The organism is Aquabacter sediminis (assembly GCF_028863665.1).
Lineage (GTDB): Bacteria > Pseudomonadota > Alphaproteobacteria > Rhizobiales > Xanthobacteraceae > L1I39.
This window is the reverse complement of record NZ_JARBFX010000001.1, coordinates 1-12,794: the sequence shown is the minus strand read 5'-3', so window position 1 is coordinate 12,794 and position 12,794 is coordinate 1. Positions and strand designations below refer to the sequence as shown.

The window sequence follows — 12,794 nt, the reverse complement described above, 5'->3', positions numbered from 1 at the left end:
AAACGCTCACTCAGGCAAAACGCTCACTCAGGCTTGGGCGCCAGGCGCGCGGTGACGATCTTGTCGGGATCCTTCACCGGCTCGCCGCGCTTGATCTGGTCCACATTCTCCATGCCGGAGATGACTTCGCCCCACACGGTATACTGGCCGTCCAGGAAGCGGGCATCGCCGAAGCAGATGAAGAACTGGCTGTCGCCGGAATCCGGGTTGGCCGCGCGGGCCATGGACACCGTGCCGCGCGTGTGGGGCTGGCGGTTGAACTCGGCCTTGAGCTTCTTGCCCGAGCCGCCCATGCCGGTGCCGGTGGGATCGCCGGTCTGGGCCATGAAGCCGTCAATGACGCGGTGGAACGGCACGCCATTATAGAAGCCCTCGGAGACCAGCTCCTTGATGCGGGCCACGTGGCCCGGGGCGAGGTCGGGGCGCAGTCCGATGGTCACGTCGCCCTTGGTGGTTTCCAGGATGATCACGTCTTCGGCCATGGATGTCTCCTTGTGCGGCTCGAAAGGGTGGTGAGAGGCGAGGCGGGACGCTTACTTGGCGTCCGCCGCCACCTGCATCTTCACGATCCGGTCGGGGGTGGCGACGGTGCCATTATTGGCCTGCGACCCCTTCTTGATCTTGTCGACGAACTCCATGCCCGAGACCACCTCGCCCACGACCGTATATTTGCCATCGAGGAAGGGAGCGGCGTCGAAGCAGATGAAGAACTGGGAATTGGCGCTGTCCGGCGAGGAGGAACGGGCCATGCCAACCGTGCCGCGCTTGAACGGCACGTTGGAGAATTCCGCCGGCAGGTTCGGATATTTGGAGCCGCCCGTCCCGTTGCCATACTGGCCATCGCCCGTCTGGGCCATGAAGCCGTCAATGACGCGGTGGAACGGCACGTTGTTGTAATAGCCCTCGCGCGCCAGCAGCTTCAGGCGCTCGGCATGCTTGGGCGCGATGTCCGGGCGCAGCGCGATGACCACCCGGCCATAGGGCGTGTCCAGGTAGAGCGTGTTCTCCGGGTCGAGCTTGGGCTTCGACTGGGCAAGGGCCGGACCTGCGACGGCAGCCGCGAGCGCGAGGCCGAGAACGGAGCGGCGCGCGAGGCGGGCACCGGTGGAAGCGGTCATGGAGAAGTCTCCTCGGATGGCGTCCCCCACGCCTCAGGCGCGGGAGAATTTCACCTTCAGCCGCGCAAGCACGGCCTCGGGAACGAAGGCGGACACGTCACCGCCCATGGAAGCGATCTGCCGGACCAAGGTGGCGGTGATGGGGCGCACGCGGGGGGAAGCAGGCAGGAAAACCGTCTGGATGGTGGGCGAGAGCGTGCCGTTCATGCCGGCCATCTGCATCTCGTAATCCAGGTCGGTGCCGTCGCGCAGCCCGCGGATGAGGAGGGTGGCGCCCACCTCCAGCGCGGTGGTGACCACCAGCTTGTCGAAGGTGACCACCTCAAGGCTCGCCCCTTCCTCGGCGGCGACGGGGCCGCAGACTTCTCGGAGCATGTCGAGCCGCTCTGCGGGCGAGAAGACGGGAGTCTTGCCGGGATGGATGCCGACCGCCAGCACCAGCTTGTCCGCCAGGCGGCACGCCGAGCGCACCACGTCCAGGTGCCCGTTGGTGGGCGGATCGAACGAGCCCGCATAGATGGCGATGCGGGGGGCGTGGGGCGCGGTGTTGGCGTCTGTCATGGGGCGAAAGCGTTATCGCGCCCCGCGCCCACGCGCAATGGGGCGGTGCCGCGCGGCACCGCCCCTTCCGGTCACAGGATCGGCAAGTTCACAGATGGATGCCGCCGGACACCTCGATGCGCTGGCCGTTCACCCAGCGATTCGCCTCGCCCAGCAGGGTCGCGATCATCGGCCCGATGTCATCGGCCACCCCCACCCGGCCAAGCGCCGTCTCGCCGGCGATGACCTGGTTCACGGCCGCATTGTCGCGCACCATGCCGCCGCCGAAATCGGTCTCGATGGCGCCGGGCGCCACGGTGTTGACGCGGATATGGCGCGCGCCCAGCTCCTTGGCCATGTAGCGGGTGAGCACCTCGATGCCTCCCTTCATGGCCGCATAGGCGGCAAAGCCCGGCATGGAGAAGCGGGCAAGGCCGCTGGACAGATTGATGATGGACCCGCCATCGGCCATCAGCGGCACCAGCGCCTGGGTGAGGAAGAAGGTGCCCTTCAGGTGGATGTCGACCAATTGGTCGAACATGGCTTCCGTCGTCTCCATGAAGGGGGCGTAGATGCCGATGCCGGCATTGTTCACCAGGTAATCGAACCGTTCCGCGCCGAACGTCCCGGCCAGCGCGCCGCGCACGGCCTCGGCGAAGGCGGGGAAGGTGGCGGCCCGGCCCACATCCAGCTGGAGGGCATGGCCAACGCGGCCGAGGGCGGCGATCTCGGCACGCACCGCCTCGGCCTCTTCGGCGCGGGAATGATAGGTGAAGATCACGTCCACACCCCGCGCCGCCAGGGCGAGCACGGTGTTGCGGCCAAGGCCCCGGCTGCCGCCGGTGACGAGGGCGATGGGGGCGGAAGAGCGCGTTGAGTTCGTCATGGGAAGGTCTCCTTCAGCGATGAGACCACTGTAACGCCCGCCCCCCCTGCGCCTCTTGCCGGATGCTGGCGAAGTCTTGCCCATTTCTCCAAACCCGCTTCCCTCCGGCATGCGATGGGCTATGCTTTCCCTGCCCGGCCGTGCCATCGGTCCGCCGGGGGAGACTGCCGCCATGAGTGAAGATCTGCGCACCGCCGCAACCCGCTATACCGCCGGACTGCCGGCGCCCGAGGGCCTGCATCTGGCGGATGTGGAGGGCATCGGCTTTGCCTGCGCCCGCTCCCCCACGCCTTACGTGCATGCGCTCTATCGCCCGCTGCTTTGCCTGGTTCTCCAAGGGGCGAAGGATGTGACCTCGGGCATGGACACCTGGTCCTTCAAGGCGGGGGAGACGCTGATCGTGGGCACGGACCTTGCCGTCTCCGGCCGGGTGCGGCAGGCGAGCCCGACCGAGCCCTATCTGGCCGTGGCCCTCGGCATCGACCTCGCCCTGCTCAAGGACCTGATGGGCGAGATGGCGGCGGTGCCGGAGGCGCAGAAGACCGTGCGCGTGGCGGTGGCGCAGACGCAGGCCGCCGTGCAGGACTGCGTCGCCCGGCTGGTGCGGCTGATCGAGACGCCCGATGCCCTTGCGGTGCTGCGCCCCTCCATCCTGCGCGAACTCCATTACTGGCTGCTGCGCGGCCCCCATGGCGCCATGCTCAGCCAATTGAGCCTGCCGGACAGCCATGCGGCGCGCATTTCCCGTGCGGTGGCCGTGCTGCGCGCGGACTATGCCCGGCCCCTGCCGGTGGACGAACTGGCCGAGGTAGCGGGCATGAGCGTGTCGTCTTTCCACGCCCACTTCAAGGCGGTGACCTCGCTCTCGCCGCTCCAGTTCCAGAAGCGGCTGCGCCTGGTGGAGGCGCGGCGGCGGCTGCATGGGGAGGGGCTCGCCATTGCCGAGGCCGCGTTCGACGTGGGCTATGAGAGCGTGTCCCACTTCACCCGCGACTATGCCCGCCTGTTCGGCGCCCCGCCCGGCCGGGACCTGACCGCCCGGCCGCACAGAGAGGACTTCAGCGGCGACCTGCCGCCAGCAGCAGCGCGGCGCCCCCCGCCAGGATCACGGCCGACACCCGGTCCGCCATCGCCGTGAACCGGCCCGTGAGCGCGGTGCGGGCGCGATCGGCGATGACCGCCCACAGCATGTCGCCCACCAGGGCGATTACCGCGAAAATGGCGGCCAGCAGCGCGATCTGCGGCACGGGATCGGTGGGGTCGGCGACGAATTGCGGCAGGAAGGCTGCATGGAAGAGCAGCGTCTTGGGATTGGCGAAGGCCACAGCCAGCCCGCGCGAGAAGGCGGCACGGCCGGTGGGCGGAGCTTCCGCCCGCTCCTGCCCCGCCGCCCGCCATTGGGCGATGGCAAGCCAGATGAGATAGGCGGCGCCCGCATAGCGCACCAGGTCGAAATGACGGGAGAAGACCTCCACAACCCAGGCGAGCCCCGCCGCCACGAAGGCCAGCTGAAGCACCAGACCCACATTCACCCCGGTGGCGGTGAGAAGCCCCGCGCGCCGGCCGTGCTTGAGGCTGGTGCCGACGATGAGGGCCACATTGGGCCCCGGCGTCGCGCCCAGCGCCAGACAGGCCAGCACGAAGATCGCGAGGCTCTCGGCGGAGATCATGCTTCCGGCTCGCCTCCGGCTTCGCCGGCCTCGCCGCCCAGTTCGCCCTCCTCGGCGGCGCCGTCCTCGCTGATATGCTCGACGGAGACCACCCGCTCACCCGATGCGGTGTTGAAGACGATGACGCCCTGGCTGGCGCGGCCCACCACGCGGATGCCATCCACCGGGCAGCGGATGAGCTGGCCGCCATTGGTCACCAGCATGATCTGGTCGGTATCCTCCACCGGGAAGGAGGCCACCAGCCGGCCATTGCGCTCGTTCACCGCCATGGCGACGATGCCCTTACCGCCCCGGCCGGTGACGCGATACTCGTAGGACGAGGTGCGCTTGCCGTAGCCGTTCTCCGACAGGGTCAGGATGAACTGCTCACGGGCGCTCATTTCCGCATAACGCTCGGTGGAGAGAGCGGCATCGGCTGCCACCTCCTCGCCATCCGTCTCGACGGCGACGTCCTCGCCACCCCGGCGCACCGCATTGGCGGCCTTGAGATAAGAGGAGCGCTCTTCCGCGCTGGCATCGGAATGGCCGATCACGGCCATGGAGATGACCGTGTCGTCCTTCTCCAGCCGGATGCCGCGCACGCCCACGGAATCGCGCCCCTTGAAGACGCGCACATCGGTAACCGGGAAGCGGATGCAGGCGCCTTCCGCCGTGGTCAGGAGCACGTCGTCATTCTCGGTGCACAGCTGGACCGAGGCGATGGACTCGCCCTCCTCCAGCTTCATGGCGATCTTGCCATTGCGGTTCACCTGGCTGAAATCGGCCAGTTCGTTCCGCCGCACCGTGCCGCCCGTGGTGGCGAACAGGATCTGCCAGCGGGCATGCTCCTCCGCATCCTCCGGCAGGGGAACGATGGAGGTGATGCGCTCGTCCGGGTCCAGCGGCAGGATATTGATGAGCGCCTTGCCGCGCGCCTGGGGCGCGGCGGCGGGCAGACGATAGACCTTGAGCTTGTAGACCTGCCCCTTGGACGAGAAGAACAGCACCGGCGCATGGGTGGAGGCCACGAAGAGGCGGGTGACGAAATCCTCCTCGCGGGTCTGCATGGCCGAGCGACCCTTGCCGCCCCGGCGCTGCGCCCGATAGGTGGAGAGCGGCACGCGCTTCACGTAGCCGGCATGGGAGACGGTGACCACCATCTCCTCGCGCTGGATCAGGTCCTCGTCGTCGAGGTCGCCATAGCCTTCCACCAGCTCGGTGCGGCGGGGGGTGCCGAACTCGGCTTTGATGGCCAGCAGCTCCTCCCGGACGATGGCCTGGATGCGGGCGCGGCTCGCCAGGATTTCCAGGTAATTGGCGATCTCCACCGCCAGCTTGTCCAATTCGTCCGCAATCTCGTCGCGCCCGAGGGCGGTGAGCCGCTGGAGGCGCAGGTCCAGAATCGCGCGGGCCTGCTCGTTGGAGAGGCGATAGGTGCCGTCCGCCGAGACCACATGGCGGGGATCGGCGATGAGGGCGATCAGCGATTCGACATCCTTAGCCGGCCAATCACGCGACATCAGGGCTTCACGCGCCGCTGCCGGGTCGGGCGCGGTGCGGATAAGACGAATGATTTCATCAATGTTCGCCACGGCGATGGCGAGGCCCACCAGCACATGGGCACGGTCGCGCGCCTTGCGCAGCAGGAACTTGGTTCGCCGGCTCACCACCTCTTCCCGGAAGGCGATGAAGGCGGTGAGCATGTCATGGATGGTCATCACCGCCGGCTTGCCGCCGGACAGGGCCACCATATTGGCGCCGAAGGACGACTGCAGGGGCGTCATGCGGTAGAGGTTGTTCAGCACCACGTCCGCCTGGGCGTCGCGCTTGACCTCGATTACCACCCGCATGCCTTCGCGGTCGGATTCGTCGCGGATCTCGGAAATGCCCTCCAGGCGCTTGTCGCGCACCAGCTCGGCGATCTTCTCGATCATCGAGGCCTTGTTCACCTGGTAGGGGATCTCGGTGATGATGATCGCCTCGCGCTCCTTGCGGATCGTCTCGATCGTCACCTTGGCCCGCACCACCATGGAGCCGCGCCCGGTCAGATAGGCCTGGCGGATGCCGGCGCGGCCGAGGATGAGGCCGCCGGTGGGGAAATCGGGGCCGGGAATGTGCTCGATGAGCGCTTCCGGGAGCAGGGTGGGATCGTCGATCAGCGCCACCGCCCCGTCGATCACTTCGCCCAGATTGTGCGGCGGGATGTTGGTGGCCATGCCCACCGCGATGCCGCCGGCGCCATTCACCAGCAGGTTCGGGAACTTGGCGGGGAGGACGACGGGCTCATGCTCGCTGCCGTCATAATTGTCCTGATAGTCGACGGTTTCCTTGTCCAGGTCGTCCAGCAGCGACTGGGTGACCTTTTCCAGGCGCACCTCGGTGTAGCGCATGGCCGCCGGAGGATCGCCGTCCACGGAGCCGAAATTGCCTTGGCCATCCACCAGCGGCACCCGCATGGAGAAGGGCTGCGCCATGCGCACCAGGGCCTCATAGACCGACTGGTCGCCGTGCGGATGGTATTTACCGATGACGTCGCCGACCACGCGGGCCGACTTGCGGTAGGACTTGTTCCACTCGTACCCGTTCTCATGCATGGAGAACAGGATGCGGCGATGCACCGGCTTCAGTCCGTCCCGCACGTCTGGAAGAGCGCGCGCGACGATCACGCTCATCGCGTAGTCGAGATAAGAGCGCGACAGTTCTTCGGTAATGGATACGGGCCGGATGTCCGAGGGCAGATCACCGCCCTGCTTCGGAGTCTCGTTTTCAGCCAAGAGACAAATCTCACATGATGCACAGCTGTTGCAGCTTTTACCTGATTCAGCCGTGAAACTCCAGCGAAACCGGCGCCTTGAACGGTTATTTTATGCTGATAATTCAATATATTAGCCACAGGCGCCCGGGCCTTTCGGGCGACATTGCGGCAATGCACCCGTCCGGCCGGAAAAACCGGCGCATCGCAAGGGGCAATGGACGGACGGCAGCGCGTCAGGACTGGCCCTGCGATGGCGCCATGGCGGGCGCGGCGCCGGCCTGTGCCTCAGCCCCGAAAGGACAGGATGGGGATGGCCATGGCGATGGAATGCGCGGGCGCCGCCGCCAGCGGCAAAGGCGCGCCTTGACCCCATGACGGGCCCTGCCGGCCAGACATGGCGCCCCTGAGGCCTTGGGCGCGCAAAGGCCGCGCGCCCCTTTCGGGCGGGATTGCAGGGACACCACGGGGGCGTAAGCCGAGGCGCAACAGTCAGGCCACGCGGCGGCCTTCTGGTCTGGACGATTTGAGCCGCGCGACCTGGTCTCGCCCCCTTGATCGCGACCGATTGGGATTGTCCGCTTGATCTTGGTCGATTGAGGTTGGCTGCTTCAGGTGGGCCGCCTGGTCTCGCACCGCCCCAATTCGGGGGCGGCCGCCGGGGGCACAGGTCGTTCCGCCCGGCTCAACCGGTGCCGTGCAGCCTCAGCTGCCGAAGACCACCGCATGCATGATGCGCCCTGGCCAGAGCGTGAACAGCCCCGCCACCACCAGTGCGAACAGGAAGAGATGGCGCATGGTGCGCCCGTGCCGGCTCACCTGGTGCCGCCGCGCCGCGAACACCGCAAAAGGCAGGACGATCAGCACCCAGACCGAAAGCAGATGAATGGGGCTCCAGGAGCCCCAGACCCGCACTTCATGGATCAGCAGCGAGGAGCCGGCCACCACCGCCATGAGCACCACCCACGCCCAGCCCATGAGCCGGTGGCGCGGATCGCCCTTGGGCCGGCTCAGCTGCACCGCGCCGAGCCCCAACGCCGCCAGCGCGGCGAAGGCATGCACCTGAATGGCGGGGGAGGTGGACAGGAGCGGTTCCAGCGTCATTGCCCCTCCCCGCGCACTCTTGTGCGTGCCGCGTTGTCAGAACGGGATTTCGTCGTCCATGTCGTCGGAAGGCCGGCCGCCACCCCCGCCGCCGCCAAAGCCACCGCCGCCACCACCGGAGGAGCCGCCAGAGGAGCCGCCGCCACGACGTCCACCGCCGCCGCCACCGAAGCCCCCACCGCCGCCGCCGCCGAAGCTGCCGCCGCCGCCACCAAAGCCGCCGCCCCCGCCGCCCATGGGGCCGGAGGAGCCGAAGTCGGAGCCGCCGCCATAATCATCACCGCCCTCGGATCCGCCGCCGCTGCGGCCGTCCAGAAGGGTCAGTTCGCCGCGATAGGGACGCAGCACCACCTCGGTGAAATAGCGCTCCTGGCCCTGGTTGTCGGTGGCCTTGCGGGTCTCCAGCTGGCCTTCGATATAGACCTTGGAGCCCTTCTTCAGGAACCGCTCGGCCACTCCCACGAGATTCTCGTTGAAGATGGCGACCGTGTGCCATTCGGTGCGCTCGCGCCGCTCGCCCGACGCCTTGTCGCGCCAGGTTTCGGAGGTGGCGATGCGCAGATTGCACACCCGCCCGCCATTCTGGAAGGAGCGCACCTCCGGGTCGCGGCCCAGATTGCCGACCAGGATCACCTTGTTGACGCTGCCGGCCATCTTCTTCCTCCGCCGTCCGTTCCCGATTGCATCCGCTTGAGCGCCGGGCGCAAGGCCCGCCCTCGCGGACGCGCATGCACCCTACAGCGCAAAACCCGCCGGGGAAGGCGCGCAAAGCCTTTGTCCACCAAAAAGGCCCTCGGCCCCTTCCCTCTGCGTTCTTGATATGTTCTATAGGTCGCCGATTTGAGTGGCAAGGGGAGAGTCGCGCCGGAACGGCTTCTTCAACCGCATATGCGGCGCGTGCCGACAGGCGGGCGACATCCGCCGCCTTTGACAGGCGGGCGGCCATGGAAGAGGCTTCCTTTTGCACCGCACCCTTGTTCCTGAACCGCCTGCTCTTAGATAGGACGTGCGAGCCATGTCGCCGCGCTTTCCCGTTCTCCTCCTGTCCCTCACCTCGGTGATCCCCACCGGGCCGGAGGGCGTAGTGGGGCGGAGCGCGATCTTCGGCCTGCCTTGTCTCCCTCCGGTCTGGCGCCCGGCCTGCGCCACAAGTCCGAGCCCCCATCCATGACCGATCGTGCTTCCGCCTCCCCGTCCTCCCTGCCCGCTTCGCGCGAGCGCCGCGATGCGCGGATGCTGTCCGTGCGCGGGGCGCGGGAGCACAATCTGAAAAACGTGGACCTGGACGTGCCGCGCGACAGCCTCGTCGTGTTCACCGGCCTGTCCGGTTCGGGCAAGTCGTCGCTTGCCTTCGACACCATCTATGCGGAAGGCCAAAGGCGCTATGTGGAGAGCCTCTCGGCCTATGCGCGCCAGTTCCTGGAGATGATGCAGAAGCCGGACGTGGACCAGATTGACGGCCTCTCCCCCGCCATCTCCATCGAGCAGAAGACCACCTCCAAGAACCCGCGCTCCACGGTGGGCACGGTCACCGAAATCTATGACTATATGCGCCTCCTCTGGGCGCGCACGGGCATTCCCTATTCCCCCGCCACGGGCCTGCCCATCGAGAGCCAGACCGTCTCGCAGATGGTGGACCGCACCCTCGCTTTGCCCGAGGGCACGCGGCTCTATCTGCTCGCGCCCGTGGTGCGCGGGCGAAAGGGCGAGTATCGCAAGGAGCTGGCGGAGTTCCTCAAGAAGGGCTTCCAGCGGGTCAAGATCGACGGCACCTTCCACGAGATCGCCGAGGCCCCCGCCCTCGACAAGAAGTTCAAGCACGACATCGACGTGGTGGTGGACCGCGTGGTGGTGCGCCCGGACATCGCCACCCGCCTCGCCGACAGCTTCGAGACCGCCTTGGGCCTCGCCGACGGCATCGCCGTGCTGGAATTTGCCGATGAGAAGGACGCGGACGGGGCGCCCCGGCGCATCCTGTTCTCGGAAAAGTTCGCCTGCCCGGTCTCCGGCTTCACCATTCCCGAGATCGAGCCGCGGCTCTTCTCCTTCAACAATCCCTTCGGCGCCTGCCCAGCCTGCGACGGCCTCGGCGTCGAGCAGACCATCGATCCCGATCTCGTGGTCCCAGACAAGGCCCGCTCCCTGAAGCAGGGCGCCATCGCCCCCTGGGCCAAGAGCACCTCGCCTTATTACGGCCAGACCCTGGACGCGCTGGCCAAGCATTACGGCTTCAAGCTCACCACGCCCTTCGCCGAACTGCCGGAAAAGGCCAGGGACGTCATCCTCTATGGCTCAGGCGAAGAGCTCATCACCTTCCGCTATGATGACGGCCTGCGCGCCTATGAGACTTCGAAGACCTTCGAGGGCATCGTGCGCAACCTGGACCGGCGCTGGAAGGAGACCGACAGCGACTGGGCGCGGGAGGAAATCTCCAAATATTTCTCCACCGTCCCTTGCGCCGTGTGCACGGGCTATCGCCTCAAGCCCGAAGCGCTGGCCGTGAAGGTGGGCCACCGGCATATCGGCGAGGTGGGCGTGCTCTCGGTCAAGGCGGCGCACGACTGGTTCGAAGCCCTGCCCGCCGCGCTCAATGCCAAGCAGAACGAGATCGCGGTCCGCATCCTCAAGGAGATCCGCGAGCGCCTGCGCTTCCTCATGGATGTGGGGCTGGAATATCTCACCCTCGCCCGTTCGTCCGGCACCTTGTCCGGCGGCGAGAGCCAGCGCATTCGCCTTGCCTCGCAGATTGGCTCGGGCCTGTCGGGCGTTCTCTATGTGCTGGACGAGCCCTCCATCGGCCTGCACCAGCGGGACAATGTGCGCCTGCTTGAAACGCTGAAGCGCCTGAGGGATCTCGGCAATACCGTCATTGTGGTGGAGCATGACGAGGATGCCATCCTCGCCGCCGACTATGTGGTGGATGTGGGCCCCGGCGCCGGCATCCATGGCGGGCGGATCGTGTCCAAGGGCACACCCGCCGAGATCATGGCGGACCCGGCCTCGCTGACGGGCAAGTATCTCACCGGCGCCCTCGCCGTGGGTGTGCCGGCCCGGCGCAAGCCGAACCCCAAGCGCCAGCTGAAGCTGGTCGGCGCGCGCGGCAACAATCTGAAGAACGTCACCGCCGAGGTGCCGCTCGGCCTGTTCACCTGCGTCACCGGCGTGTCGGGCGGCGGCAAGTCCACGCTGCTGATTGACACGCTCTACAAGGCGGTGGCGCGGCGGCTGAACAATGCCTCCGAGGCCCCCGCCCCCTTCGACCGACTGGAGGGGCTCGAGCACCTGGACAAGGTGATCGACATCGACCAGTCCCCCATCGGCCGCACGCCGCGCTCCAACCCGGCCACCTATACGGGGGCCTTCACCCCGATCCGCGAATGGTTCGCGGGTCTCCCCGAGGCCAAGGCGCGCGGCTATGGGGCCGGGCGCTTCTCCTTCAACGTGAAGGGCGGGCGGTGCGAGGCCTGCCAGGGCGACGGCGTCATCAAGATCGAGATGCACTTCCTGCCGGATGTGTACGTCACCTGCGATGTCTGCAAGGGCAAGCGCTACAATCGCGAGACGCTGGAAGTCACCTTCAAGGACAAGTCCATCGCCGACGTGCTGGACATGACGGTGGACGAAGGCGCCGCCTTCTTCAAGGCGGTGCCGTCCGTGCGGGAGAAGCTGGAGACGCTGGCGCGGGTGGGGCTCGGCTATATCAAGGTGGGCCAGCAGGCCACCACCCTGTCCGGCGGCGAGGCGCAGCGGGTGAAGCTCGCCAAGGAACTCTCCAAGCGCGCCACCGGCCGCACCCTCTATATCCTGGACGAGCCGACCACGGGCCTGCACTTCCACGACGTGTCCAAGCTCCTGGAAGTGCTGCACGAATTGGTGGAGCAGGGAAACACCATCGCGGTCATCGAGCACAATCTCGATGTCATCAAGACCGCCGACTGGGTGGTGGATCTGGGTCCCGAGGGTGGCGATGGCGGCGGCGAGATCGTCGCCTGCGGCACGCCGGAAGAGATCGCCGCCAACCCCCGCTCCCACACCGGCCGCTTCCTGGCCGAGGTGCTGGCCCGCCGCCCGCACAAGCCGGCGGTGCCATCGGATGCGGACGAGGCGGCCCCCGCCCCTCCGGGTGGACGGCGGAAGGCGGCTGGGGGCCAACCCACGGCCAAATCGACGGCCAAATCCACCGCAAAGCCGATGGTTAAATCCGCCCCACCCGCGGCGGAAGACGACGAGGCCACCGAAGCCCCCCCCGCGCGGGGCGCCACCCGCCGCACCCGCCGCACGGCGGCGGAATAACGGGCTCTGCCGTTCGTCTCCGAGAGGGCCCTCCCCCGTGGATGGCCGGGCTCGTCCCGGCCATCCACGGGGAATGGCCGGGAAGCGCCTCAGGAATGCGCCAGCGGCGGGGCGTGGATGCCCGGGACCAGCCCGGGCATGACGATCCGGCAGGTCTCAGGGCGGAAAAGAGTCAAAGGTTGAAAAGAGGAAGAGCCTCACCGGCCTTGCGGACATGACCCGGCACAGAAACGTCCCCTCTCCCCTGTGTCATGGCCGGGCTTGTCCCGGCCATCCACGGGGAATGGCCGGGAAGCGCCTCAAGAATGCGCCAGCGGCGAGGCGTGGATGCCTGGGACAAGCCTGGGCATGACGAAGCGGCCGAGGTCAGGACTGGGTGATGTCCCTGGGTGTGGTGTAGCTTCGGATCGCCACGGACCAGCCGACGGAGAAGGCCGGGCAGTCGTCATGCC

The 12,794-nt window shown here is 67.4% G+C and carries 10 protein-coding genes; 2 read left to right on the top strand and 8 right to left on the bottom strand.

The window, feature by feature from the left end; genetic code table 11:
- Window positions 1-23: 23 nt before the first annotated feature.
- The 4 genes from PV781_RS00050 to PV781_RS00035 all read right to left on the bottom strand — a co-directional run bounded on the left by PV781_RS00050 (window position 24) and on the right by PV781_RS00035 (window position 2,544).
- A complete protein-coding gene (locus tag PV781_RS00050) occupies window positions 24-482 on the bottom strand; it encodes a peptidylprolyl isomerase (protein WP_209100118.1) in 459 nt (152 codons plus the stop codon).
- 51 nt (window positions 483-533) lie between these two features.
- Window positions 534-1,118 carry a peptidylprolyl isomerase gene (locus PV781_RS00045; RefSeq protein WP_274773613.1) on the bottom strand — a complete coding sequence of 195 codons (585 nt, stop codon included), beginning with the start codon at window positions 1,116-1,118 and terminating at the stop codon, window positions 534-536.
- A gap of 33 nt (window positions 1,119-1,151) precedes the next feature.
- Window positions 1,152-1,679 carry a pantetheine-phosphate adenylyltransferase gene (gene coaD, locus PV781_RS00040; RefSeq protein WP_274773612.1) on the bottom strand — a complete coding sequence of 176 codons (528 nt, stop codon included), beginning with the start codon at window positions 1,677-1,679 and terminating at the stop codon, window positions 1,152-1,154.
- Between the two features lie 88 nt (window positions 1,680-1,767).
- On the bottom strand, window positions 1,768-2,544 hold the full coding sequence (locus PV781_RS00035) for an SDR family NAD(P)-dependent oxidoreductase (RefSeq protein ID WP_274773611.1): 777 nt from the start codon (window positions 2,542-2,544) through the stop codon (window positions 1,768-1,770).
- A 172-nt stretch (window positions 2,545-2,716) separates the two neighbouring features.
- On the opposite strand from PV781_RS00035, the gene PV781_RS00030 reads away from it, so the two are divergent.
- On the top strand, window positions 2,717-3,682 hold the full coding sequence (locus PV781_RS00030; protein ID WP_274773610.1) for an AraC family transcriptional regulator: 966 nt from the start codon (window positions 2,717-2,719) through the stop codon (window positions 3,680-3,682).
- Here the strand turns inward: PV781_RS00030 and PV781_RS00025 are convergent.
- From PV781_RS00025 to ssb, 4 genes are all read right to left on the bottom strand, one after another.
- Window positions 3,603-4,214 carry a LysE family translocator gene (locus PV781_RS00025; protein WP_274773609.1) on the bottom strand — a complete coding sequence of 204 codons (612 nt, stop codon included), beginning with the start codon at window positions 4,212-4,214 and terminating at the stop codon, window positions 3,603-3,605. The two genes, PV781_RS00030 and PV781_RS00025, sit on opposite strands and share 80 nt — an antisense overlap.
- A complete protein-coding gene (gene gyrA, locus PV781_RS00020; protein ID WP_425532338.1) occupies window positions 4,211-6,865 on the bottom strand; it encodes a DNA gyrase subunit A in 2,655 nt (884 codons plus the stop codon). The genes PV781_RS00025 and gyrA overlap by 4 nt, the downstream gene beginning before the upstream one ends.
- 785 nt (window positions 6,866-7,650) lie before the next feature.
- Window positions 7,651-8,049, bottom strand: coding sequence for a DUF2306 domain-containing protein (locus PV781_RS00015; RefSeq protein WP_274773607.1), 399 nt, complete (start codon window positions 8,047-8,049; stop codon window positions 7,651-7,653).
- Between the two features lie 36 nt (window positions 8,050-8,085).
- Window positions 8,086-8,703: a single-stranded DNA-binding protein gene (ssb, locus tag PV781_RS00010; RefSeq protein ID WP_274773606.1), complete on the bottom strand. Its 618-nt coding sequence runs from the start codon at window positions 8,701-8,703 to the stop codon at window positions 8,086-8,088.
- Window positions 8,704-9,282: 579 nt separating this feature from the next.
- On the opposite strand from ssb, the gene uvrA reads away from it, so the two are divergent.
- Window positions 9,283-12,342 carry an excinuclease ABC subunit UvrA gene (gene uvrA, locus PV781_RS00005; protein WP_425532344.1) on the top strand — a complete coding sequence of 1,020 codons (3,060 nt, stop codon included), beginning with the start codon at window positions 9,283-9,285 and terminating at the stop codon, window positions 12,340-12,342.
- Window positions 12,343-12,794: the final 452 nt, after the last annotated feature.